Source organism: Microbispora amethystogenes, assembly GCF_016863015.1.
GTDB lineage: Bacteria > Actinomycetota > Actinomycetes > Streptosporangiales > Streptosporangiaceae > Microbispora > Microbispora amethystogenes.
This window is the reverse complement of the sequence record NZ_BOOB01000009.1, coordinates 333,601-358,113: the sequence shown is the minus strand read 5'-3', so window position 1 is coordinate 358,113 and position 24,513 is coordinate 333,601. Positions and strand designations below refer to the sequence as shown.

20 protein-coding genes are annotated in these 24,513 nt (G+C 72.9%); 6 read left to right on the top strand and 14 right to left on the bottom strand.

Annotation, left to right across the window (positions count from 1 at the left end; translation table 11 throughout):
- Positions 1 to 9 precede the first annotated feature (9 nt).
- Positions 10 to 1,560, top strand: coding sequence for a glycoside hydrolase family 13 protein (locus Mam01_RS07440; RefSeq protein WP_150935138.1), 1,551 nt, complete (start codon positions 10 to 12; stop codon positions 1,558 to 1,560).
- 160 nt (positions 1,561 to 1,720) lie between these two features.
- Here the strand turns inward: Mam01_RS07440 and Mam01_RS07435 are convergent, their stop codons facing one another.
- From Mam01_RS07435 to Mam01_RS07390, 10 genes are all read right to left on the bottom strand, one after another.
- Complete coding sequence (locus Mam01_RS07435; RefSeq protein ID WP_225311675.1) at positions 1,721 to 2,152, bottom strand: acyl-CoA thioesterase; 432 nt, start codon at positions 2,150 to 2,152, stop codon at positions 1,721 to 1,723.
- A gap of 141 nt (positions 2,153 to 2,293) precedes the next feature.
- A complete protein-coding gene (gene ettA / locus Mam01_RS07430) occupies positions 2,294 to 3,958 on the bottom strand; it encodes an energy-dependent translational throttle protein EttA (protein ID WP_204284641.1) in 1,665 nt (554 codons plus the stop codon).
- Between the two features lie 10 nt (positions 3,959 to 3,968).
- Complete coding sequence (locus Mam01_RS07425) at positions 3,969 to 5,270, bottom strand: GGDEF domain-containing protein (RefSeq protein WP_204284640.1); 1,302 nt, start codon at positions 5,268 to 5,270, stop codon at positions 3,969 to 3,971.
- Between the two features lie 250 nt (positions 5,271 to 5,520).
- Positions 5,521 to 6,312 carry a single-stranded DNA-binding protein gene (locus Mam01_RS07420; RefSeq protein ID WP_204284639.1) on the bottom strand — a complete coding sequence of 264 codons (792 nt, stop codon included), beginning with the start codon at positions 6,310 to 6,312 and terminating at the stop codon, positions 5,521 to 5,523.
- A 138-nt stretch (positions 6,313 to 6,450) separates the two neighbouring features.
- Complete coding sequence (locus tag Mam01_RS07415; protein ID WP_204284638.1) at positions 6,451 to 8,082, bottom strand: GTPase; 1,632 nt, start codon at positions 8,080 to 8,082, stop codon at positions 6,451 to 6,453.
- 48 nt (positions 8,083 to 8,130) lie between these two features.
- Entirely contained in the window at positions 8,131 to 10,413 is a 2,283-nt protein-coding gene (locus Mam01_RS07410; protein ID WP_239101110.1) for a GTPase, read from the bottom strand.
- A complete protein-coding gene (gene cobA / locus Mam01_RS07405) occupies positions 10,410 to 11,642 on the bottom strand; it encodes a uroporphyrinogen-III C-methyltransferase (RefSeq protein WP_204284637.1) in 1,233 nt (410 codons plus the stop codon). The genes Mam01_RS07410 and cobA overlap by 4 nt, the downstream gene beginning before the upstream one ends.
- Before the next feature lie 117 nt (positions 11,643 to 11,759).
- On the bottom strand, positions 11,760 to 12,845 hold the full coding sequence (gene cobT, locus Mam01_RS07400; RefSeq protein ID WP_204284636.1) for a nicotinate-nucleotide--dimethylbenzimidazole phosphoribosyltransferase: 1,086 nt from the start codon (positions 12,843 to 12,845) through the stop codon (positions 11,760 to 11,762).
- A gap of 140 nt (positions 12,846 to 12,985) precedes the next feature.
- Complete coding sequence (locus Mam01_RS07395; protein WP_204284635.1) at positions 12,986 to 14,236, bottom strand: sirohydrochlorin chelatase; 1,251 nt, start codon at positions 14,234 to 14,236, stop codon at positions 12,986 to 12,988.
- A 342-nt stretch (positions 14,237 to 14,578) separates the two neighbouring features.
- A complete protein-coding gene (locus Mam01_RS07390; protein WP_204284634.1) occupies positions 14,579 to 15,667 on the bottom strand; it encodes a GNAT family N-acetyltransferase in 1,089 nt (362 codons plus the stop codon).
- A gap of 134 nt (positions 15,668 to 15,801) precedes the next feature.
- Between Mam01_RS07390 and Mam01_RS07385 the strand changes: the two genes are divergently transcribed.
- On the top strand, positions 15,802 to 16,221 hold the full coding sequence (locus Mam01_RS07385) for a DUF2795 domain-containing protein (protein WP_204284633.1): 420 nt from the start codon (positions 15,802 to 15,804) through the stop codon (positions 16,219 to 16,221).
- A 9-nt stretch (positions 16,222 to 16,230) separates the two neighbouring features.
- Complete coding sequence (locus Mam01_RS07380) at positions 16,231 to 17,298, top strand: baeRF2 domain-containing protein (RefSeq protein ID WP_204284632.1); 1,068 nt, start codon at positions 16,231 to 16,233, stop codon at positions 17,296 to 17,298.
- A 24-nt stretch (positions 17,299 to 17,322) separates the two neighbouring features.
- Here the strand turns inward: Mam01_RS07380 and Mam01_RS07375 are convergent, their stop codons facing one another.
- The 4 genes from Mam01_RS07375 to Mam01_RS07360 are packed head-to-tail and all read right to left on the bottom strand — an operon-like array spanning position 17,323 to position 21,174.
- Positions 17,323 to 17,937 carry a LutC/YkgG family protein gene (locus tag Mam01_RS07375; RefSeq protein WP_204284631.1) on the bottom strand — a complete coding sequence of 205 codons (615 nt, stop codon included), beginning with the start codon at positions 17,935 to 17,937 and terminating at the stop codon, positions 17,323 to 17,325.
- Positions 17,934 to 19,328, bottom strand: coding sequence for a lactate utilization protein B (locus Mam01_RS07370; RefSeq protein ID WP_204284710.1), 1,395 nt, complete (start codon positions 19,326 to 19,328; stop codon positions 17,934 to 17,936). Before Mam01_RS07370 ends, Mam01_RS07375 begins: the two co-directional genes overlap by 4 nt.
- A 53-nt stretch (positions 19,329 to 19,381) precedes the next feature.
- Positions 19,382 to 20,143 (bottom strand): (Fe-S)-binding protein, encoded by a 762-nt coding sequence (locus Mam01_RS07365; RefSeq protein WP_204284630.1) that lies wholly within the window; start codon positions 20,141 to 20,143, stop codon positions 19,382 to 19,384.
- 47 nt (positions 20,144 to 20,190) lie between these two features.
- The gene (locus Mam01_RS07360) at positions 20,191 to 21,174 is read right to left on the bottom strand and encodes an ArsR/SmtB family transcription factor (protein ID WP_204284629.1); all 984 of its coding nucleotides are present in this window, start codon (positions 21,172 to 21,174) and stop codon (positions 20,191 to 20,193) included.
- Between the two features lie 59 nt (positions 21,175 to 21,233).
- On the opposite strand from Mam01_RS07360, the gene Mam01_RS07355 reads away from it, so the two are divergent.
- The 3 genes from Mam01_RS07355 (at position 21,234) to Mam01_RS07345 (ending at position 23,798) form a co-directional block, all read left to right on the top strand.
- On the top strand, positions 21,234 to 22,610 hold the full coding sequence (locus tag Mam01_RS07355; protein WP_204284628.1) for an MFS transporter: 1,377 nt from the start codon (positions 21,234 to 21,236) through the stop codon (positions 22,608 to 22,610).
- Complete coding sequence (locus tag Mam01_RS37850) at positions 22,501 to 23,064, top strand: DUF4760 domain-containing protein (protein WP_444980301.1); 564 nt, start codon at positions 22,501 to 22,503, stop codon at positions 23,062 to 23,064. Before Mam01_RS07355 ends, Mam01_RS37850 begins: the two co-directional genes overlap by 110 nt.
- A 182-nt stretch (positions 23,065 to 23,246) precedes the next feature.
- On the top strand, positions 23,247 to 23,798 hold the full coding sequence (locus Mam01_RS07345; protein WP_204284626.1) for a DUF4760 domain-containing protein: 552 nt from the start codon (positions 23,247 to 23,249) through the stop codon (positions 23,796 to 23,798).
- Positions 23,799 to 24,513: the final 715 nt, after the last annotated feature.

Below are 24,513 nucleotides of genomic sequence, written 5' to 3'. Positions count from 1 at the left end.
CCATGTGTCATGGAAAAAACCCCCTGGTGGCGTGATGCCGTCGTCTACGAGATCTACGTCCGCAGCTTCGCCGACGCCTCCGGCGACGGTACGGGCGACCTGGCGGGAATCCGGGACCGCCTGCCGTACCTCGCCGAACTCGGCGTCGACGCGATCTGGCTGACCCCCTTCTATCCCTCCCCCATGGCCGACGGCGGCTACGACGTGGCCGACTACCGCGACGTCGACGCGTTGTTCGGGACGCTGGCCGACTTCGACGACCTGGTCGCCGACGCGCACGCGCACGGACTGCGGCTGATGGTGGACATCGTGCCCAACCACAGCTCCTCGGCCCACCCGTGGTTCCAGAAGGCGCTGGCGGCCCCCAGGGGCTCGCAGGAGCGCGAGCGGTACATGTTCCGGGAGGGCGGCCCGGAGGGCACCGGCGGCGGCCACGGCGAGCCCAACAACTGGATGTCCACCTTCGGCGGCCCGGCCTGGACACAGGTGCCCGACGGGCAGTGGTACCTCCACCTCTTCGCGCCGGAGCAGCCCGACTTCAACTGGCGCAACCCCGAGGTGCGCGAGGAGTTCCTCGACATCCTGCGGTTCTGGCTGGACCGCGGCGTGGACGGCTTCCGCATCGACGTGGCGATGGGGCTGATCAAGGCGGAGGGGCTGCCCGACACCGATCCGGGGTTCACCGCCAAGTCGCCCATCTGGAGCCGGCCGGAGGTGCACGACGTCTACCGCGACTGGCGGCGGGTGCTCGACTCCTACCCCGGCACCCGCGTCGCCGTCGGCGAGGTCTGGACCGACTCCGCCGAGGACCTCGCGCTGTACGTGCGGCCGGACGAACTGCACCAGAGCTTCAACTTCGCCTGGCTGGAGGCCCCCTGGTCGGCCACGGCGTTCCGCAAGGTCATCGACGACACCCTCGTCGCCGTCGCCTCGCCGACCTGGGTGCTATCCAACCACGACGTCGTACGGCACGTCACCCGCTATGGGCAGGGGTCGCTCGACCCCGGGGCCGGCCTCGCGCGGGGACGTGCGGCGCTGCTGGCCATGCTCGCCCTCCCCGGCTCCGCGTACCTCTACCAGGGCGAGGAACTCGGGCTCCCCGAGGTGACCGACCTGCCGCCCGAGTCGCGGCAGGACCCGATCTTCGCGCGCTCGAACGGCGAGGTGCCGGGCCGGGACGGCTGCCGGGTGCCGATCCCGTGGTCGGGCACCGAGCCGCCGTACGGCTTCGGGCCGGGCGGGTCGTGGCTGCCGCAGCCCGCGGACTGGGCAGACCTCACGGCCGAACGGCAGGCCGCCGACCCGGCGTCCACGCTGTGGTTCTACCGGCAGGCGCTGCGGACGCGCCGGGAACTGCGCGGCACGCTGCCGGACGCGATCACGTGGCTGGACTCACCCGAAGAGACGCTGTTCTTCCAGCGAGGACGGCTGCTCTGCGTGGTCAACTGCGGCGAGGGCGCGGTCCCGCTGCCGCCGCACGACCAGGTGCTGATCACCAGCAGCCCGCTCGACGGCACCGACCTCCCGCCCGACACCGCCGCCTGGCTGCTCACCGCCTGACCTGAGCGCGGCCCGCGTCCCCGCCGCCTCCGCTCCCCCGCCGTCCGACCGCCCGCCACCTGCGACCGGCCGCCGGTTTCTCGGCGGCCGGTCCCAGGCGGGGGCAGAGACCGGTCCCAGGCGGGTCGCCGGAGAGGACGGGGTCCGGGGCTCGGAGGGCTTAGGCGGGGGCGGAGAACCGGCGCAGGAAGGCGACCTCGTCCTCGCCGAGCCTGCGCGGCCACGCGGCGGCGGAGTCGTAGGCGACCAGGATCGTGCGTGCCTCGGCGTAGAGGGTCGCGTCGTCGCGGATCTCGTACGCCAGCGTGAACCGCGACCTGGAGATCTCGGTCACCCACACCTCGACGCGCACGGGGTCGGGGCGGAAGTTCAGCGGCCGCCGGTAGTCGATCTCCTGCCGGGCGACCACCAGGTCGAGCCGGTTGCCCTCGCCGTCGCGCGGGCGCTCCCACAGCATGGACACCCGCGCGTCTTCGAGGTAGTCGAAGAACCGGACGTTGTTGACGTGGCCGTAGCTGTCGATGTCGGCGAAGCGCACCTTGCGCTCGAAGACGTAACGGTGGGCATGCTCAGCGGGGCGCGGCTCGGTCACCAGTCAAAACTAGTGCCCCTGCCGACGAAGTTCGGCCCACGAGGTTCGGCCGACGAGGTTCGGCCGGGCGGCGCGGTGTCCGCGGTGCTGCCGCCAGGTCCCCCGCCGGGCACGGCGGGGGACGGGACGCGGGGGTCCTGGTCAGTCGCGGGTGAGCTTGCGGTAGGTGACGCGGTGCGGGCGGGCCGCCTCCGCGCCCAGGCGCTCGATCTTGTTCTTCTCGTAGTCGGCGTAGTTGCCCTCGAACCAGAACCAGTTCGAGCCCTCTTCCCACGCGAGGATGTGGGTCGCGATCCGGTCGAGGAACCACCGGTCGTGCGAGGTGATCACGGCGCAGCCCGGGAAGTCGAGCAGCGCGTTCTCCAGGCTGGAGAGGGTCTCGGTGTCGAGGTCGTTGGTGGGCTCGTCCAGCAGCAGCACGTTGCCGCCCTGCTTGAGCGTGAGCGCGAGGTTGAGCCGGTTGCGCTCGCCGCCGGACAGGATGCCCGCGAGCTTCTGCTGGTCGGGGCCCTTGAACCCGAACGCCGCGACGTACGCCCGGGACGGCATCTCGACGTTGCCGACCTTGATGTGGTCGAGCCCGTCGGAGACGACCTGCCAGACGTTCTTCGCGGGGTCGATGCCGCCCCTGCTCTGGTCCACGTACGAGATCTTGACGGTGTCGCCGATGGTGATCGACCCGCTGTCGGGGGTCTCGGCACCGGTGATCATCCGGAACAGCGTGGTCTTGCCGACGCCGTTCGGGCCGATGATGCCGACGATGCCGTTGCGGGGCAGGTCGAAGGAGAGCTCGTCCATGAGCAGCCGGTCGCCGAAGCCCTTGCTCAGCTTCTCGGACCGGATGACCGTCGTGCCGAGGCGCGGGCCCGGCGGGATCTGGATCTCCTCGAAGTCGAGCTTGCGATACTTGTCGGCCTCGGCGGCCATCTCCTCGTAGCGCTGGAGACGGGCGCGGCTCTTGGTCTGCCGGGCGCGGGCGTTCGACCGCACCCACTGCAGCTCTTCCTCCAGGCGCTTCTTGCGCTTGACGTCCTTCTGCCCCTCGACCTTCAGGCGCGCGGCCTTGGCCTCCAGGTAGGTGGAGTAGTTGCCCTCGTAGGGGAAGCAGCGGCCGCGGTCCAGCTCCAGGATCCAGTTCGCGACGTTGTCCAGGAAGTAGCGGTCGTGGGTGACGGCCAGGACGGTGCCGGGGTACTTCTCCAGGTGCTGCTCCAGCCACTGCACGCTCTCGGCGTCGAGGTGGTTGGTGGGCTCGTCGAGCAGCAGCAGGTCGGGCTGTTCGAGCAGCAGCTTGCACAGCGCGACCCGGCGGCGCTCGCCACCGCTGAGCTGGGTGACGTCGGCGTCGGGCGGCGGGCAGCGCAGCGCGTCCATGGCCTGTTCGAGCTGGCTGTCGAGGTCCCACGCGTTCCGGTGGTCGAGGGCGTCCTGCAGACGGCCCATCTCCTCCAGCAACGCGTCGCTGTAGTCGGTGGCCATCTGCTCGGCGATCTCGTTGAACCGGTCGAGCATCGCCTTGGTCTCGGCCACGCCCTCCTCGACGTTGCCGAGCACCGTCTTGGCGTCGTTGAGCGGCGGCTCCTGCTGGAGGATGCCGACCGTGAAGCCGGGCATCAGCCGGGCCTCACCGTTGGACGGCTGCTCCAGCCCCGCCATCATCTTGAGCAGCGTGGACTTGCCCGTGCCGTTCGGGCCCAGGACGCCGATCTTGGCCCCCGGCAGGAACGACAGCGTGACGTCGTCGAGGACCACTTTGTCGCCGTGCGCCTTGCGCACGCGCTGCAACGTGTAGATGTACTCCGGCATGCCTTCAAGCCTAGGGGATCGCACCGGCAGCGCCGTCCGCGCTGCGGGGAGGAGGGGCCAGTGGGGCGGCGGGGAGGCAGATCCTGTCCCTGCCGAGTTCCTTGGCGCGGTAGAGAGCGAGGTCCGCCGCCGCGAGCAGCTCCAGCAGGTCCTCGCCGTGGATGTTCAGGATGGCGACCCCGGCGGAGACCGTGACCGTGACCGCCGCCTGCTCGGTGGGCACCGCCATGCGGCTCACCCGGACGCGCAGCCGTTCGGCGACCCGCCGCGCCTCGTGCACGTCGGCGCCCGGGAGCAGCACGACGAACTCCTCGCCGCCGAACCGGCCCACCACGTCGTACTCCCGCAGCTGCGTGCGGAGGGTGGCGGCCACCTCGGCGAGCACCTGGTCGCCGACCAGGTGGCCGTACGTGTCGTTGACCTTCTTGAAGTGGTCGATGTCGACCAGCACCAGCGCGAGCGGGTTCCCGGTCCGCTGCGCCCTGACGATCTCGGTGTCCGCCTCCCGCTGCCAGGCGGCCGCGTTCAGCAGGCCGGTCTTCGCGTCCGTCCGGGCCGCCGCCTGGAGCTGCGCGTGCAGCAGGCTCCGCTGGAGCAGCACGACGGGCGGCAGCACGAGCAGCAGCAGCGCGAGGTTGATCCCGCAGACGACGGCGACGAGCACGCCGAGGCACAGCTCGACGGCGTCGAGCAGGACGCGCTCGCGGTCCCACAGGACCTCGCCCCAGCGGCCCTCGGGATCGGACGCGTGCGCCGCGACCGCGATCAGCGCCGTGTTGAGCACGGTGAACAGCACCGCGCAGGCCGCGGCGACCAGGATCGGCCCGCCCTGCCCCGAGGACAGCCGCGCCGGCACGACCACCCAGTGATGGAAGGCCGTCGACGCGGCACCCGCCGCGAGCCCGATCGCCGCCGCGCTGAACACCCGCCGGTAGAGCACGGTCGCCCGCACCCTGAGCTGGAGCAGAATCTGCATCGGAACGGGCGCCAGCAGGGCGTAGACCGGCGGAAGCAGGAACGCCGCCGGGAGCCACCATGCCGACAGCAGGTCACGGGACACGCCCGCGGGCATGCCGAGCCGGCGGGTGGCCTCGATGCAGACCGCGCCGCACAGCGTGAGCGCCCCGAACATGGCGAGGTCGCAGACATGGAAGACGGTCGCCCTGGCCAGCACCGCGACCAGGACGGTGTAGAACGCCAGGATCGCGCAGACATAGGACACGAGGGCGGGCGGCTGGGTCAGCAACGGCCAGCGGCTCCGGGAGCAGATCGCGCCGCGCGGCCTCGCCGAGGTCTGACCGGTTGCCGTCATCCCGCCCCCCAACGACGCCAAATCAGCATCTCACGATGTGTAACACAATAGTTGCGGAGTGTGCGACGCGCGACGGGAACCGCTCCCTTGGCGCGGGACCATCTGTTTCCGATGGGCTGCGAGGGTGTCTGTGGCGATTTGCCCGGAGCCCGGAGCCCGGCGACCTCCCGTGCCCCACGCCACCACCCACGCGCCACCCCACGCCCAGCGCCGCCCCATGCTCGTCAGGGCCCGGCCGCGACCAGCGGGTTCAGGCCGCCAGGGCGCGTGGGAGCAGGGAGTCGTCGGCGTCGTCGGCGTCGTCCGTGTCGTCGGCGTGCGGCCCCGCGCCGGACCCCGCGCTCGTGACGACGCCCGCGTCCCCCTCGGCACCAGGCTCCGTGCCGACCTCCGTGCCAACCTCCGTGCCGAGCCCTGCGTCGAGTTCCGCGCCCGCCGTCGGCCCGCCGCGCTCCCCATCGGCGGCACCGAGGGCGGGGCGCTCCGCCGGGGTCGTGCTCCGGCCGCCGACGAGGGCGTCGAAGGCCTCGTCGGCCTCGCCACCGTCGGCGGAGGGGGTGCCCCCGAAAAGGCCCCCGGGGGAAGGGGCGCCGGGGGCGGTGCGGCCGGTCAGCTCCCACTCCCTCGTGGCGTCCTCCATCGCCTGGCGGTCGTCGTCGCTGACCGCTCCGGCGGAGTAGGCACGGATCGGCTTCTCGTAGGTGGTGATGCCCCACTTCAGGTCGTGGCCCACGGAACTCGCCTCGATCTCGGCCCAGAACCGCTGCTCGCCCTCCCGCTCGAACTGCTTGATCCGCAGCTTGCCGTACACCACGACCGGATGGCCCTTGCGGACCGACTGCTGGACGTTGTCGGCCAGCCCCCGGTAGCAGCGGACCACGTAGTAGGTGGTGTCCCTGGTCTGCCAGGTGTTCGTCTGCTGGTCGAGCACGCGCCGGTTGACGGCCATCCGCATCGACGTGACGCGCGAGCCGTCACGGAACCGGTACTGCCGTGGGTCGTCGGTGACGTTCCCGCTCAGCGTGACGTAGATGTCGCTCATGGAAGTGCCTCTCCGGCCCGGTCACCCGCCGGGCTCGGATGACACCCTCGCCGGGACGGCCGTTCCCGTACGGGCCGGAAACGCGTTCTGTGGACGGGCGGGCGCCTGTGGACGACCGGCCATGGATGAGCGGCGGGGTCAGCGGCGGGTGGCCGCCATCGCCCCGAAGAAGTCGTTGTAGCGGTTGAGTTCGCGTTCGACCGGCTGGACGACCATGTCCTGCGCGAGGAGGTCCACGCGGCGTCTCATGTCGCGTTCCAGGCGGTCGCGTTCCCTGCCCGCGCCCAGGACCACGAAGTTTCTGCTCGCCATGGCGGAGAACAGCCCGAGCCCGAGGACGCTGATCATCATCAGCCCCACCCAGGGCAGCAGGGCCACGTCGCCGAGGACCTCGGCCGGCGGCCGGCCCGCCTTGAACACGCCGTACGCCAGGATCGCGCCGGCCCAGGCCACGCCCGCGGCGAACATGACCACGAGGAGGTACTGCCAGATCTTCAGCAGCCACCACCAGCCGGGCACCCGGTCGAGCGGCGGGGCCACCTCCGCCAGTTCGGCGGAGAGCGCCCCGGGCACCTCGGCGGACCGGGAACGGGCGGCCTCGCGTACGCCGTCGCGCCACTGTTCCGGCATGCCGGCGGTGAGCCCGTCGGAGAGCGCCGTCACGGCGTTGTCCACCTCGGCGGGCTGGGCCGTGACCGAGCTTCCGACCAGGCCGCGGATGTCGTCCTTCACGGCCCCGAGGCGCAGGCTCTTGAGCGGATCGGGCCGCACGCGGCCGGCCCAGCGCGCGTAGGGCCACCCGACCCAGGAGACCGAGCGGACGCCGTACACGTTCTCCATCGCCTCGCCGAGCGCGGAGACGCCGATCGCGTCGCACAGGGCGTCGACGAGCGCGGCACGCCGCGCGCCGTCCACCGCCGGCTCGACCCGCAGCATCTCGGGGAGGTCCTTCGCCAGCCGCGCCACCAGCCGGTCGAGGTCGGCTTCGAGCCGCTGGTAGGCCGCGCGCCGGGCGGTGACAGATTCGGCCAGGACGGCCTTCAGGCCTTCGACGCCCTCGCCGGTGGTGGCGGAGGTGGTGACCACGCGGGGGCGGGCGACGCCCTCACGCCGGAGGAGCTCCTCCAGATCCCCCGCGCATTCGGCCCGCTCCTCGGAGGTGAGCCGGTCGGCCTGGTTCAGCACGAAGACCGTCACCGCGTCGTGCCCGGTCAGCTCGGCGATGTAACGCCGGTGGACGGAGGCGTCGGCGTACTTCTGCGGGTCGAGCACCCACACGACGAGGTCGGCCAGCTGGATGAGCCGGTGGGCCTCGGGATCGGTCAGCGCGCGGATCGAGTCGTGGTCGGGCAGGTCCAGCAGGATCAGCCCGTGCAACTGGCTCTCGCCCCTGTCCAGGGCGCTGGCCCGGGCGAACCGGTGCCGCCACTGGATCTGCAGCCAGTCGAGCAGCGGGCTCGCGCCGTCGATGCCCCACACGCAGGCGTGGGTGCGGGCCGTGGTCGGCCGGCGCGCCCCGGTGGGTGAGAGCTCCAGCCCGGAGATGGCGTTGAACAGGGAGGACTTGCCGCTTCCGGTGCCCCCGGCGAGCGCGACGACGGTGTGATCGGACGACAGCTTGAGCCGGTCGCCCGCGCGCAGCAGGAGCTGGGCCGCCTCGGTGATCAGCGCCGGGTCGACCCGCCCCTGACCCAACTCGACGATCTTGGCCAGGGCGGCGAGCCTGGACCCCAGCCCGTGCTGCGTTTCGGCGGTGCTGACAGTCGTCATCGATCCCTCACCGTCGGTGCCCGGGGCGTCCGGGCCGGATGGGCTCCGTCATCGTGCGACCTCGAGGTTGTACGTCGCCTGGTAGAGCCGCGTCGCCGCGGCCTCATCCGGTATGCCCGCGCTGTCGAGGGCGTCGACGTACCTGAGCGTCTCCTCGTCGAAGAGCAGGCCGATTCTGGCCCGCAGGTCGCTGCGGGCCTTGGCGCTGATGCTGCGCAGCGACTCGGCCCCGAGCAGGCCGCGCAGCAGCCGCTGGGGCAGCGCCGCGGCGCCGGTGGCGGTCTGCGGGTCCGTGGCGCCGTAGCCGAGCAGGCCGATCATGAAGATCAGCGAAAGCGACTCCACGTCGAACGAGACCAGCTTGGCCACCGAGCGCTTGGTCACGCCCTCGGTGCGGATCAGCTCGGTGACGTGCTCCTGCCAGGCGGCGACCGTCCTCGCGGTCCTGCGGGCGATGTCCTCCGGAGGCCGGCCGAGCCCGGGCGTCGCGGCGAGCCGGTCGCCCGCGCCCGCGCGCTGCCTCCACCGGGTCACGACCTCCTCGGCGGCCCGCTCGACGGCCGAGGTGACCAGGGATTCGAGGCCGGCGCGGATCGCCGCCTTCAGCCCGCGGATCCGCTCGGGGCCCTGGTGCTGGCCCTTGGCGCCGCGGCGCAGCTGCAGCGTGCGCATGAGGTCGCCGGAGCCGGCGAAGTCCTGCCACCGCGCGAGCACCTCGCCCCGCAGCAGCGAGCCGTCCCGGGTCGCCTCGTCGATGTCCGTGAGCGCCCCCATGTACGCCGCGTCCACGTCGGAGCGCAGGTCGGCGCGCAGCGCGACCTGGGTCTCCAGGTGCCGGGCGAGCGCGGGCAGGCGGGTGCGGAAGCTGTTGAGCACGCCGTTCAGCGTCGTCCGTACAGCCTCCTCCCGCCGTTCGTCGTCGATGGACAGCCCGGTCAGCCACATCCGCAGCTCGGCGATCTCGATCTCGGGCAGCCGCCCTGCCTGGACGGACGTCTCGTTGATGACGAACCGCTCGACGTCGCCGAGGCCGTACTCCTTCAGCATCCGGCCGAAGTGCTTCATGATGACGTCGCGGGACCGGGCCGGCACCCGGGACAGCACGATGACCAGGCGCGCCCGGCGCTCCTTGGCCCGCCGCAGCAGGCCCCACGACGGCGCGTCGGCGTAGCGGGACGCCGTGGTGACGAACACCCACAGGTCGGCGGCGTCCAGCATGCGGTGCGCGATCTCGTGGTGCTCCTCCACGACCGAGTCGATGTCGGGCGTGTCGAGCAGGGCCACCCCCGCGGGCATCGACGGGCTCGGCACCAGGACGACGCCGCCGGGCGCGGCCTCGGCCGGGGGCTCGTCGAGCCTCTCCAGGCCGCCGAGGAGATCGCCCCGCGCGTACCACTCGAGGTCGCCGGGATGGACGGCGAGCACGGGCGTGCCCGTGGTCGGGCGGCGCACTCCCGTGGCCGTGACCCGGCGTCCCGCGAGCGAGTTGACGATGGTGGACTTGCCCGCCCCCGTGGACCCCGCCACGACGATCAGGGCGGGCGCGGTGCTCAGGTGGACGCGCGGGATGACGTAGTCGTCGAGCTGGGCCAGCACGGCCGCCTGCGCCTTGCGCGCCTCCTCCGACCCCGGCACGTCGAGGCCGAAGTGCAGGTCCTTGACCGCCGTGCGAAGCTGGTTGAGCGCGTCCGTCAGCGCGGCGGAGACCGGTTCCGGCATCGGGATCTCGCGGACCCGGTCCTCGCCGTCCTCGCCGTCTTCGCCCGGTAGGTCCTCGCCGTCTGCCGCGTCCTCGGCGTTCTCGCCGTCCTCCGTGCCGGTCGCGCCCGCCTCGGCTTCCGGGTCGGCCTCGGCTTCCGGGTCCGTCGCGTCCGCCGGGTCCTCCGCGCCGGTCGCGCGGGTGGCTTCCTCCGCGCCGGCGACGCCTGCCGCCGCTACCTCCCCGGCCGCGTCCGCCGGGTCCGCGTCGCCTTCGGCGGCGTTCTCCGTGTCGTCCTCGGCGGCGTCGTCCGGGCCGTCGTCTCGTACGTCTCCGGGCGCCGCCCCAGATCCGTCCTCGTCCGGAGTTGACCCGTCGTCCGCCGCGCCGGGCACGGCCTCGTCCGTCCCGGGTCCGCCGGGGCCGGAGATCTCGGACGGAGCGTGGCGGGTCGCGAGCTCCGGATCGCCGGGCCGCAGGACGGGGACGTCGTCGCGGATCTGGGGGAACGCGACCGTCCGCTCCCCCGGCGACTCGGGTGGCGGATCCCCGGCGCCCGGCTCGCCGGTCACGGCCTCGCCCGAACCCGCACCGGTCCCGTGGTCGGGCGTCTTCCTGGCTGCCGATCTCACGGAACCCGCTCCGCTCGCACCATTTCGATCTCCTGGCCGACCTTGACGACCTCGCCGACGATCACGATCGCCGGAGGCCGCACTCCGGCCGCGGTCACCCGTTCCGCCACCGTCGACAAGGTCGCGGTAACGGCTCGCTGGGTCGGAAGAGTACCGTCCTGTACCACCATCACGGGAGTTTCCGGCGAACGTCCGTCTCGAAGCAGCGCCTCGGCGATCTCCTTGATCCTTTCGACCGCCATCAGAAGTATCAGGGTTCCCGCGGATCGCGCCAGTCCCGGCCAGTCGACGGTGGACCTCGGGTCGCCGGGCGCGACGTGCACCGAGACGACATGGAACTCCTGGCTCACACCGCGATGGGTGACCGGCACCCCGGCCGCGCCGGGAACCGCGACCGCGCTGGTGATCCCGGGCACCACGGTCACCGGGATGCCCGCGCGGGCGCAGGCGATCATCTCCTCGCCGCCCCGGCCGAAGACGAAGGGATCGCCGCCCTTGAGCCGTACGACGAACTTGCCCATCCGGGCGTGCTCGACGAGCAGCTCGTTGATCTTCTCCTGGGACAGCGACCGGCCGTACGGGACCTTCGCGGCGTCGATCAGCTCGACGTCGGGGGAAAGCTCGTCCAGAAGGGCGCGCGGCGCCAGGCGGTCGGCCACCACCACGTCGGCCTGGGCCAGAAGCTGGCGGCCGCGCACGGTGATCAGGCCGGGGTCGCCGGGGCCGCCGCCGACCAGGGCCACCCCGACCGGCCTGGTGCGGTGCCGCCGGGCGTCGACGGTCCCGTCCCTGAGCGCGCCGACGATGGCGTCGCGGATTCCCGCCGCCCGCCGGGGATCGCCGCCCGCGGTGACCGCGACGCCGATCTCGTCCACCCGGCCGTGCGCGGGGGTCCAGGCGGCGGAGGCGTCCTTGTCGTCCGCCCTGACGCACCAGATGCGCTTGGCCTCGGCCTCGGCGGCGACCGCGGTGTTGACCTCGCGGTGGTCGGTGCAGACGTGCACGAGCCACGCACCGTCGCAGTCGCCGACCTGGTACGGACGCCCTTCCCAGGTCACCCGCCCGGCGGCGATGAGATCGTCCAGCGCGGGGGTCACACTGGGCGAGATCAGGGTGACGGAGGCTCCCGCGTCGAGCAGCGCGGGGATCCGCCTCTGAGCGACGCGTCCGCCGCCGACCACGAGCACACGCCGCCCGTCGAGGCGCAGGCCGAGCAGGTAGGGCGCCATGACCTCAGTCTCCCTGTTGCGTCAAGGGTGCATGGTTAGGAGGCAAACCTACCCGCTGGGCTCCGGCCGCATTCACCGGACGAGACCGGCGGGGCCGCGGACGGGTCGTCCACCGGCTCAATCGCCCTTGTCCGCCACGCCGGCGGAGTCGAAGGTGGCGACCTCGTGCATCACCCGCGCCGCCGCGCTGACGAGAGGGTGGGCGAGCAGGCCGCCGGTGCCCTCCCCGAGGCGGAGCCGCAGGTCGACGAGGGGCTCCAGGCCCAGGTGCGTCAGTGCCACCGCGTGCCCGGGCTCCGCCGACCGGTGCCCGGCCAGGCAGTATCCGACGGTGTCCGGGGCGAGCGCGCTCGCCGCCAGGGCCGCGGCTCCGGCGATCACCCCGTCGAGGATCACCGGCACCCGGGCCGCGGCGGCGCCGATCACGAACCCCGCGATCGCCGCGTGCTCCAGCCCGCCGACCGCCGCGAGCACGCGCAGCGCGGCGTCCGGGCCGCCGGGTACGGCCTCCGCCTCGGCGATCCCGTTGGCCCGCAGTCCGCGCCGGACGATCTCGATCTTGCGCTGGTAGGTCGCGTCGTCGACTCCGGTGCCCCGCCCGGTGACCCCGGCGGCCTCCCTGCCCGTGAAGGCGCAGATCAGGGCGGCCGAGGCGGTAGTGTTCGCGATGCCCATGTCGCCGGTCACCAGGCACCGCGCGCCCGCGGCGACGAGATCGCGGGCGACCTCGGCGCCGGCCGTCAGGGCCGCGGTCGCCTGGTCCCGCGTCATCGCCGGGCCCTGGGACAGGTCGGCCGTGCCGTACGCGACCTTGCGGACGAGCAGTCCGTCGGCGGGAGCCAGGTCGGCCGCGACGCCCACGTCCACCACGGTCACCGACGCGCCCACCTGCGCGGCGAAGGCGTTGGCGACCGCTCCCCCGGCGGCGAAGTTGGCCACCATCTGCGCGGTGACCTCCTGCGGCCAGGGGCTCACCCCCTGCGCGTGCACACCGTGGTCCGCCGCGAAGATCGCCAGGGCGGCCGGGGCGGGGAGCGGCGGCGGGCAGGCGCCCGCGATGCCGGCCAGCCGGACCGCGACGTCTTCCAGCACCCCCAGAGAGCCGCTCGGCTTGGTGAGCCGGTCCTGATGCGCCCGGGCCTCCGCCATCGGGCCGGGCTCGACCGGCCGGACGGCGCCGAGCGTCTCGCCGAGGGACGTCATGATCTCTCTCCTCGCTTCGTCGCGGCTCCGCCGCGTCAGCCCACCACGTCGGCCCGCGAGGCTGAACCAGCGCTCCGGTCCGGTACGCCGGCCTGCCGGCCCGCCACGCCCACCTGCTCGTCGCGCCCGAACGAGCCGGGCTACACCGCGCTGGCCACTCCGGGCTGGGCGAGCGGTCCGTCGGGGGAACCGCCGCGGATCTCCGTGACGGCCTCGGCGTGGCCGGTCGCGCCGATCATGGTATCGGTCTCGGCGGCGGCCTCCGTCCTCCCGTCGAACGCCTCGGCCTCGAACGATTCACCGTCGAACGCATCCGGGTCGAACGCCTCGGGATCGAAAGCGTCAGCGTCGAACGCCTCGGGATCGAACGGCTCAGTGCCGAAGACCTCCGCGTCGAACGCCTCCGGGGAGAGCACCTCGGCGTCGAACGTCTCCACGTCGAGAGCGTCGGCGTCGAGCGTCTCGATCACGGCCACGTCCGGCCCCGCCGTCCCGATCGCGGGCACGGCGACCGGCCCGACGACGGACGGGCGGCCCGAAACCGCCGGGGCCGGTCGCGTCGCGGCGGGGACCGTGACCGGCCCCGGGGAGTGCCCGGCGCCCGCGAGCGCCTCCTCGTACCGGTCGATGACCACGTCGGCGAGGCCCTCGCAGTCGCCGATCACCTCGGCGCAGCGGATGTCGAGCCCCTCGTGGTTGGCGCCGTAGGCGAGCGCCTGCGCCCAGATGCGTTCGAGGACGGCGCCCGCGAACAGGACGTACGGAAGGACGATCACGCGCTTCGCGCCGAGCCTGCGGCAGCGCTCCAGGCCCCCGGGCACGCCGGGTCGGGTGTGCGAGACGTACGCGGTCTCCACGGTCAGCAGGTCGGCGGCGTGGGTCTCCCAGAACAGCCGCGAGACCCGGTGGACCTCGGCGTTCACGGCGGGGTCGGTGGAGCCGTGCCCGACGAGGACGACCGCGGTCTCGCCCGGCGTGATCTCGGCGGGCGGCTCGTCGGCGACGAACCGGGGCATCTCGGCGCGGGCGTCGGCGAGTCGCTCCGCGAGCAGCCTGAGCACGCGGGGATCGGGCCCGAGCGGGCGGCCGAGGTCGTACTCCAGCGTCGGATGCCGTTCCTGTTCGAGGGCCATGGTGCCGGGGATGTCCCCGAGCGCGCGCCGGTCGCCGGTCAGGCTGAGCGGCAGGGCCACCAGGTGGTGGTGGCCCCGGGCCACCAGGGAGGCGATGGACTGGCCGAGCTGGGGGCGGGCGTTCGTGATGAAGCCGCCGCTCACCTCGGCGGGAAGCCCGTCGAGGCGGCAGCGGAGCCGGTGGACGAACCTGCCGAACTCGGCCACGCCGGTCTCATCGTGGGTGCCATGGCCGATGAGCAGCAGCGGCGGTTTCATCTAATCGATCTCCCCTGCGTTGACCTGCGTGTCGTTCACGATCCCCCGCTCTCCCCGATTCCCCGCCTCCGCCGCGGCGCCCGTGCTCACCGGTCGTGCCGTGGGCGGGGTGCCGGGCACGCGTGACGGCGGGCGCTTCCTCGTCGTATGGAGTCGCTCGTGCTCGCCTCCACTCACCGCCGGCACTCACTGCCGGTCCGCTCCGGACGGCCGGCGACCCGGCCGGGCCGCTCCGTCGTCCCCGCCGGCCGGCGGGACGCTCTGGCAGGCGAGAATAACCTTTCGGCCCCAATCATGGAGGTCTCTTGACCGGAGGGCCCAGGGTCTAGAGCGATTCTTTACCTATTGCCATGAAATTTCCCCGTTGAGGATGCTGAAGAGCACGGCGTCGGCCCAGCCTCCCGGCACAGGCAGTGCCTGCCGCATGATGCCCTCCTCAATGAACCCGGCCTTCCTCGCGACCGCCTGGCTGGCCCGGTTGCCCGTCGCCACCAGCAGGTGGGCCCGGTGGAACCCGAGATCGAACAGGTGCGCGGTGGCCATGCGGACCGCCTCCACGGCGTACCCCTGGCGCCTGGCCCACGGCGCGATCCAGTACCCCAGCTCCGCGTCGCCGCGCTCGTGGTCCTCGCGCTGCACGCCGACGGCGCCGGCGAGCCGTCCCCCGTCCCGCGGCTGTATCGCGAAGTTGCCACCATAGCCGGGGCCCGGCGCGTGCGCGAGGCGGGTGCACCACTCCAGCGCGCGCTCCAGCGTGTAGCCCTCGGCCCACGGCATCCAGCGGGCGATCTCCGCGTCACCTCTGACCGCCTCGACCATGTCGAAGGCGTCCTGCCGGGCGAACGGCCGCAGGACCAGCCGCTCGCTCTCGATCCGGCGGCGCGGCGCCTGCCGCTCGTCTCCGCGGAGCCTGCCGAAGACCACCAGGTCGTGCGGGCCGTCGTCCTCGAACCCGGCACCGCGCAGCAGGCCCTCTCGGACGAAGCCGGCCTTCTCCGCGACCCGGATCGACGCCAGGTTGTCGGCGTTGGCCCGCAGTTCGACGCGGCGCAGCACCCCCGTCCCCAGCAGGCGGCCGGCGAGCCCCCGCACCGCCTCGGTCGCGTATCCCCGGCGGCGGTACCCGGGGTGCACGCCGTACCCCACCTCGGCGATGCCCGCGCCCCACTGGGCCTTGAACATGCTGATCGATCCGACCATCCCGTCCCTGGCGTGCATCGCCAGGTGGATGCCCTGTCCCGAGCGCCACAGCTCGTGCACGCCGTGCGCCAGCCACTGGCCGATCCCGGTGGCGTGCCCCGGCGCGCCGGGCGGCAGCGCGGTGGTGTGGGCGCCGTCCTCGATGATCGCCCGAACCTGGCCCGCGTCCCCCGGGCCGAACGGCCGCAGGACCAGCCGCTCGGTGTTGATCGTCAGCCGTTCGTCGAACAACGCATCGCTCCATCACATACGGGGATTTTTCGCCCGTCGGCGGTTAAGTAGGGCACGTCGTCACCGTTCTCGATGTTTGGGGCAGGGGGTTCGGGTACGAGGCACGACAGTGACCCTAATCGGGAGGTGAGGTCATGAGTATCCAACGCGGCAGCGACAAGCACGGCCGCCGCCTTGACGAACAGCAGAAGCACGAGACGCAGGGCCTCGTGCAGGGCTCCGGGACCAGCCGGGCCGAGGAGTGGCGCGAGACGGAGCCGACCCAGCAGCTCGAACAGGACATGTCGCCACCGCGCCGTCAGCCGCCCGGCCGCGAGCCGGGGACGCCGCTCGGCATCACCCCCGCCGATGTGGAGCGCCGCAGCCACCTCGCCACCTGGCTCAGCGACGCGGGCTTCCCCGCCGACCCCGTCAAGCTGCTCGACCACGCCGAGCGCAAGAACGCCCCCGACGCCGTCATCGACGCCGTACGGCGGCTGCCCGAGATGAGGTTCCACAACATCGGGGAGGTGGCGGAGGCCCTCGGGCTCGGAGTGGAACGCCAGCGCTGGTAGGGGGACCTGGTGAGACTCGACTTCATTCGCGGACTGTACGAGCCGGGCGGGCCGTACGCCTCGGTCTACCTGGACACCGACCGGTCGTCCGAAGGAGCGGCCAACGTCGTCCAGCGGAGGTGGGCTCACCTGCGTGAGCTCCTCGCCGCGGAGGGGGCGCCGCCGGAGGCCCTCGATCCCATCGGGGAGCTGATGCTCGATCCCGTCTGGGCGGCGCCCGGTCGCGCGGTCTTCGCGAGGGAGGGCGAGGTCGTGCTCACCGAACCGCTCGCCCACCGTCCGCGCCGCGAGACCGCGCGGTGGTCGCCGCTCCCCCACGTGGTGCCGCTGCTCGCGCAGCGCGGCGAGCACGTCCCGCACATAGAGGTGCTGGCCGACCGGGCCGGAGGCGACGTCGCCGTCGTGGCCGACGGACAGCGGCGCGAGCTGACCGTGGAGGTCGCGGAAGGGCCGATCCAGAAGACCGGAGCGGGCGGCTGGTCGCAGCGGAACTTCGAGCGGGAGGTCGAGGAGACCTGGCGCCGCAACGCCGTGGCCGTCGCGGAGGTCGTGGAGAAGGAGGCGCACGGCGTCGGCGCCGAGGTCGTCGTCCTGGCCGGGGATCCCAAGGCGCGGGCCCTGGTGACCGACCATCTCGCCAAGGACGTCGTACGGCGGCTCACGGTGGCCGAGCACGGCAGCCGCGCTCCCGGCGCCGACCCGCACCTCTTCCGGCAGGAGGCCGACGCGGCCTGCCGGGCCTGGGTCGAGCGCCGGTGCGTGGAGTTGCTGGGGGCGTTCGCGGCCGGACCGGCCGTGGCGGGCCTCCAGGAGACCGCCCGCGCGCTGCGCGACCGGCGGGTCGGCACCGTGCTGCTGCGTGACGACCCGTCCTCCACCGCGACGATGTGGATCGGGCCCGAGCCCACCCAGTTGTCCGCCGACCCGGCCGAGCTGGCCGCGTGGGGAGTGAAGGAGCCGGTGCGGGAACGGGCCGACGCGGCCATCGCGCGGGCGGTGGCCGCGACGGACGCGGAGCTGTGGTTCGTCGATCACATCGACTCGCCGGACGGCATCGGCGCCGTGCTCCGCTTCTGACGCCCACGTGCTTCCGGCCCCGCGTCAGGCGACGATCAGCACTTCGAGCGTGCGGGGGCCGTGCACGCCCTCCACCCGGTTCAGCTCGATGTCGCTGGTGGCGGAGGGACCGCTGATCCAGGTCAGGGGCCGGAGGGGGTCCAGCCGGGCGACCGCGTCCGGGACCCCGGCGACAATCTGGCCCGCCCGCACCACGCACAGGTGATAGTCGGGCACCAGCGACAGCGCCCGCCGTCCCTGACCCGGCCCGGCGTCCATGACGATCGTGCCGGTCTCCGCGACGGCCACCGCGCAGGTTGTGAGCACGCCGTCCAGCGCGTCGAGAGCGGCGGCGGTCGGCGGCGGCTCGTCGGCGACCCGCTCGGCGCGGACGGCGGCCGTCCACGCCGCGGGGAACCCCCCGGGCACGGCGACCCGCCGCGCCCCGCGCTCGGCGAGAGACCGCGCGACGCGCTCCGGCACACCCGCCTCGTCCACGACGTGCACGACCGCGCGGTAGTCCCGGAGCCGCTCCTCGAACAACCGGATCTCGCCCGGCGTCCCGGACGGGCCGCGGTAGGCACGCGGGACCTCGACGTCGGGCACGCCGGCGACGGCTCGGCGGACCCGGGCGAGGATCAGGTCGCGGGAGCGGCTCATCGGCGGCCTCCGTCCGTGCGGTCCCACCAGTCGCGGAACGACTCCCGGGGCACCTCGGGCAGGTCCCTGGTGTCCGTCCAGGCCGCCAGCGGCCCGGGAAGCCGCCGGGGCGCGAGGTTCCGCAGCCGCCCCCCGATCCGCTGCATCCGCGCCAGCCGTCCCGACCGCCGCAGCACCCAGCCGGCGGCGGCCATCCCGGCGCGTTCCGGCCAGGGATGCGGGGCGCGGGCGCGCAGGTCGACCAGCACCGACGGGATGTCGATGGCCACCGGGCAGACGTCGTAGCAGGCGCCGCACAGCGAGGAGGCGTACGGCAGCGAGCGGTCCAGCTCCGAGCCCATGCCGCGTAGCTGCGGCGTGAGGATCGCCCCGATCGGCCCCGGGTAGACCGACCCGTAGGCGTGGCCGCCCGTCCGCTCGTACACCGGGCAGACGTTGAGGCAGGCCGAGCAGCGGATGCAGCGCAGCGCCTGGCGGCCCACCTCGTCGGCGAGGACGCGGGTGCGGCCGTTGTCGAGCAGCACGAGATGGAACTCCTGGCCCTCCGTCGCGCCCGCCCACATCGAGGTGTAGGGGTTCATCCGCTCGCCGGTCGAGCTGCGGGGCAGGAGCTGCAGGAAGACCTCCAGGTCGCGCCAGGACGGCAGCACCTTCTCGATGCCGACCACGCTGATCAGGGTGGTCGGCAGCGTGAGGCACATCCGCCCGTTGCCCTCCGACTCCAGCACGACCAGGGTGCCGGTCTCGGCGATCGCGAAGTTGGCCCCCGAGATCGCGACCTTCGTCTTCAGGAAGCGCTCGCGCAGGTGCAGCCGGGCCGCCTCGGCCAGGGCCGCGGGGTCGTCGGTCAGGTCCTCTGGGGCGGGACGGCCCCAGCCCGCCATGCGCCCGGCGAAGATCTCCCGGATCTCCGCGCGGTTGCGGTGGATCGCGGGGACGAGGATGTGCGAGGGCCGGTCGTCGCCCAGTTGCACGATGAGCTCGGCCAGGTCGGTCTCGTACGCCGTGATGCCGTGGTCGAGCAGCGCCTCGTTGATCCCGATCTCCTGGGTGACCATCGACTTGACCTTCACGACCTCGGTCTCGCCCGTGGCCTTCACCAGGCCGGCGACGATCTCGTTGGCCTCGTCCGCGTCGGCGGCCCAGTGCACGTGCCCCCCGGCCGCCGTGACGGCCTCCTCCAGCTGAACCAGGTATCGGTCGAGGTTGCGGAGGGTGTGGTCCTTGATCGCCCGCCCGGCCTCGCGGAGCGCGGCCCAGTCGGGCACCTCCGCGACCACGCTCGCCCGCCTGGCCCTGATCGTCCGGGTCGCCTTGCGGAGGTTGAACCGCAACTGCGAGTCCCGTACGGCTCTCGCGGCGTTGCGGGGGAAGGGCCGCGTCGCCGGCATCCCGAGGAAGGTGACGCTCTCCGGACGCTCCGGACTCCTCGGACGCTCCGCACTCACCGGGCGCTCACCGGACGCCCAGCCACGATCTCGTCGGTTTCGGCCGCACCGAGGATCTCGGCCAGATGCATCACCCGTACGCCCGACTTCTGCCGGGCGAGCATGCCGCCGATGTGCGTCAGGCACGAGTTGTCGGCCGCGCACAGCACCTCGGCGCCGGTGTCGAGGACCGCGCGCACCTTGTCGGCGCACATCGCCGCCGACACGTCGGCGTTCTTCAGCGCGAAGGTGCCGCCGAAGCCGCAGCACTCCTCCGCGCCCGGCAGCGGCACCAGGTCGAGCCCCTTCACCTGGCGTAACAGGGTCAGCGGCCGGTCGCCGAGGTGGATGCCGCGCAGCGAATGGCAGGTCGGGTGGTAGGTGACCCGGTGCGGGAAGCTCGCCCCCACATCGGTCACGCCCAGCACGTCGACGATGAACTCCGTGAGCTCGTACGTCCTGGGCACGACCCGCGCCACCGCGTCGGCGAAGGGCCCGGACGGCCCGGCCAGCCTCGGGTACTGCTCGCGGATCATCGCCGCGCACGAACCCGAGGGCACGACCACCGCGTCGTAGCCGCGCAGGACCGCCACGGTGCGCCGGGCCAGCCGTACGGCCTCGTCCCGGTAGCCGGTGTTGGCGTGCATCTGGCCGCAGCAGGTCTGGCCGCGCGGGAACTCGACGTCGACGCCGAGCCGGCGCAGCAGCGTCACGACCGCCCGCCCGGTGGCCGGGAAGAGCGTGTCGTTGACGCAGGTGACGAACAGGGCGACCCGCACGTCCCCTCCCGGCGTGTACGGTCGGCCCGCACATGGACCGAATATGGTCAGACCCTACCTCCTGGTCCCCTTCCGGGCTCGACGAGAGCGTCTCCGAGGGGGGTCCTCCGATAGAGCACGCTCCGGCCGTCGCGGATCTTCGTCACCGCGCCCGCGTCGTACAGGACCGCCAGGTGATCGCCGACCCCGCCCGTGCTGAGGCCGAGCCCGCGGGCGAGCAGCGTGGTCGTGGACGGCTGGTCCAGGGCGCGCAGGACGGCGGCCCGGGTCTCGCCGATCAGGCGGCCGGCGCCGTCCGGCGCGACCCCGCCGCCGCCCCAGAGCCGTCCGGCGCCGCGGGCCGGGTAGATCAGCGCGCAGGACTCCGGAGGATCGAGGGCCAGCCATCGTCCGCCGAGGGTGCAGGGCACCAGGGTCAGGCCCGCGCCGTCGAGCGCACGGTCGGGACCGCCGATGCCGGCGATCTCGAGACGGTCGCTGCCGCGCCAGCGGACCCCGAGGTTCATCCCCGACAGCGCCCGTGACCAGCCGTGCGTGGTCAGCAGGCCCGTCCGGTAGAGCATGTCCTGCTCGGCGATCGCCTGGAGGCGGGGCCACATCGGCTCGACCAGCTCGCTCCAGACGGAGAAGAGGCTGTCGGCGACGCGCCTCGCGACTCCCCGGCCCGAGAGGCTCTCGGCCGGCGGACGGCCGCCGCTGCTCACCTCCAGGTCGCGCAGGGCCCGCTCGTCGGGGGTTTCACCGATGCGGGTCAGTTCCCGGGTGACGGTCGTCCGCAGGTCCGGCGGCGGCGCGCAGACGAAGTCGGGCACCCAGGAGGTGGTGGCCACCAGTTCGGCCAGGGCGGCGACGGTGGGGTCGCGGCGGCAGAGGCCGGCGAAGACGGCGCGGCCGTACTCGCGCCAGGGACGCAGTTCCACCGGGCGGCTGCGCCCGCCGAGGATCTGCAGCGCCGCGACGGTCTCGCCGATCGGCGACAGGGCGAACCGGATGCCCACCAGATCGTCCGCCGAGACCCGGAGCATGACCATGTTTCGCCTCCACACGTAAGGATGGCCCTGCCTCACCTGCCTACCCCAGGATTCCGATCGTGGTCGGTTACGGTGACGTTCTGCGGGTGCCCGAGTTCCGGGCGCTCTTCGGCGGGCACAGCCTGACGACCGCCGGCAAGACCATGCAGCAGCTGGCGCTGGCGTCGCTGGTCTTCGCGGTGACCCGCTCGCCTCTGCTGTCGGCGGTCGCGTTCCTGGCCGGGCTGTTGCCGCAGGCGATCGTCGCCCTGACGGTGATGTCCCTGGCCGACCGGCTTCCGCCGCGCGCGGCCCTCACCGTCTGGGAGGCCGTCAGGGCGGTGACGCTGTGCGGCCTGGCCTTGGACGTGCTCCCGGTGCGGGCCGTCCTGCTCGCGATCCTGTTTCTCGGGGCCGGTGACGCCGTCGCCGTCGCCGTCCGGCAGGCCGTCCTCGCCGACGTGCTCGGCCGGGACCAGTACGTGCCGGGCCGGGCGCTGCTGAACATCGTCGTCGGCGTCATGCAGATCCTCGGGTTCGCCGCGGGCGGCGTTCTGGTCACCTCCGCCGGCGTCTCCGGAGCCCTTCTGGCCGCGGCCCTCGCCGCGCTGGGCGCCGCCGGGGTGAGCTGGTTCGGGCTGCGGCCGAGGCCCTCACGCGGTCCCGCGGGCGCCGTACGAGCAGCCGTGCGAGCCACGTGGGCGGGCAACCGGACGCTCTTCGCCGACCGGCGCACCCGGGGCCTGCTCCTGGCGCACTGGCTGCCCAACGGGCTCGTCGTCGGAGCCGAGGCGCTCTACGTCCCGTACGCCGGGGACACGGCCGGCTCGCTGTTCGTGGCGGCGGGGGCCGGCATGCTCCTCGGCGACGTGGTCGTGGGACGTCTCACGCCGGAGCTGAGGGGGCGGCTGATCCTGCCCCTGTCCCTTCTGCTCGCCGTGCCCTACCTGGCGTTCTTCGTGATCCCTCCTGGGCCGGGCGCACTGGCCGCGGTCGCCGTGGCGTCGTTCGGGTTCGGGTCCACTCTCGGCGTTCAGGAACGCCTCGTGCTGGCGATGCCCGAGCGGCTCTGCGGGCAGGGCCTCGGCCTGGCCATGAGCGGCATGATGACGACGCAGGCCGTCGCCGCGTCCCTGACGGGGACGGTCGCCGAGATCACGAGCACGGGCACCGCCATGGCCCTCGCCGGCGCCGGTTCCCTGCTGCTCACGTTCGCCCTTGTCGCACATGTGGGCCCACGCTGGCGCGCCCGGGACCGCGCGCGAAACGTGGAATCCACCGTGAACTATTCGAGGAAATCGGGCGCTGGCATCGGTGAAAAGACCTCAGATATCACCGAGGAGATCGATGGACCAGTCCGATGCCATCGCCATGCTCGCGCTCGTCGTATCCGTGTTGACCGCCTTACGGCAGACGACGATGATGCGGAACTCGAATCAGCTCCCCGTTCTGGTTGAGCTCTTCCAAGAATTCCGGTCGGCTGAATGGCAGCGCGCCGAGGCCTACGTCCTGGGGCGTCTCGGAACCGAGCACGATCCGCAGGCCGGCTGCTCCGCTTTGCCGGACGAGGCGAGGATCGCCGTCAACAAGGTGGTCGGATACTTCAGCGGTTTCGGTTACTTCGTCTATCGCGGGATGGCGGAAGAGAGCCTCGTCGTCCCGCTGATCGGATACCGCGCGAGCAGGGCGTGGGACGCGCTGGAGCCGTTCATCCTGCGTGAGCGGGAGATCCGCGGCTCCGACGACAAGTACGCGAACATGTACGAGGACCTGGTCTGGCGGGTTCCCCGGCACGTGCCCCTGATCACCAGTTATGGGCTCTACCCCAGTTCCCTCCCGACGACCCCGAAGCGGAACAGGCTCAGGAAACGGATGCGGAAACTGCGGATGCGCCTTCCATGGCGCGGGTGACCCGAGAGGGAACGAACGGTGACTCGTGGCGGCGTACGAGGCCGTCTCACGCGGTGCCCGGGGAGAACCGGTCCCGTTCCGGCGACGGAACCGCCGGGTGACGGTGCTCCTCCCGGCGAAACCATTCGGCGAATCCGGTCGTTGGCTCGCTGTAAAAGCGGATCGATACTGCGAGGGAATGGATGGATCTGCTCGGCGCCGCCACGTTGGCGGTCTCTCTGCTCGCGCTCGCCGTGTCCGTCGCGACGGCACTGCGGCAGATACGGATAATGCACCACAACAACCAGCTCCCCGTTCTGGTCGAGCTGTTTCAAGAATTCCGGTCGTCGGAATTCCAGCTGGCCGAGCGGTACGTCGTCCAGCGGCTGCGGGACGAGCACGATCCGGGAACGGGCTGCATGCTGCTGCCCGAGGAGGCGTTTCTCGCCGTCACCAAGGTCGTCGGCTTCTACAGCGGATGCGGCGCGTTCATCGCGCGGAAGGTGGCGGACGAGGGGCTGGTCGTCCCGCTTCTCGGTTATCGGGCGAGCAGGGCGTGGGACGCGCTGGAGCCGTTCGTCAGAAGGGAACGGGAAATCCGGGAGTCGAGCGACCGCTATGCCAGTGTTTTCGAGGACTTCGTGTGCCGGGTCCGGCAGCACCCGTCACTGGAGAAGGCCTACGGTCTCCGTCTCAGAACGCTCCCACCGGCCCCGGCTCGGGATGTTCCACCCCCGGGACCGCAAACGACATAACCCTCTCCTATCGGCGTACGAGCCGGGGCCTGATTAGCGGCGTCGCGGACGGGATAAGAGTGAGGCAGGTCACAGCGGCGCCGAGGGGAGAACCAGATGGGGTCCACGTCGTCACCGGTGAGCCGGGCGGCCGCCGGCGTGTACGCGGGCCTCGCCGCCCAGGTCGTCTCGCTGACCGCGCTGGCCGTGTTCGAGCAGGCCAGGGGCAGGCGGCTGGCCGCCCAGATCGCGGCATTCGGCGGCGACCCCGCCTCTCCCGCCGCGCGGGCCGTCAGCGGCGCGGCGACGGCGTTCGCCGTGCTGGTCCTGGTGCTGCTGACCGCGACCGTGGCCGCCGCGTGCGCCTACCTGTCCTGGCTGCGGCTCGTACGGCCGGGCACACCGCCCGCGGTGCTCACGGTGGCCTGTCTCGTGCCCGGGATCAACCTGGTGATGCCGCCGATCCTCGCCGACCTGGCGTGGCGTGAGACACCGGCGCCCGCGCGCGGAGGTCCGGGACGCCCACGGCGTACGGCCGGGGACGGCAACCACCCTGCGTACGGGCGCCGCGCGCCCTCGCAGCCCGAAGCGGCCAGGGCGGCCAGGGCGACCGGGGCGACCGGGGCGACCGGGGCGCCGGGTGGTGGGGCGGACGACCGCGTGCGGTGGCGGGCGACGCTCGCCTGCTGGTGGCTGAGCTGGCTGGCCGCGCTCGGCCTGGTGTTCGCGGGCCCGG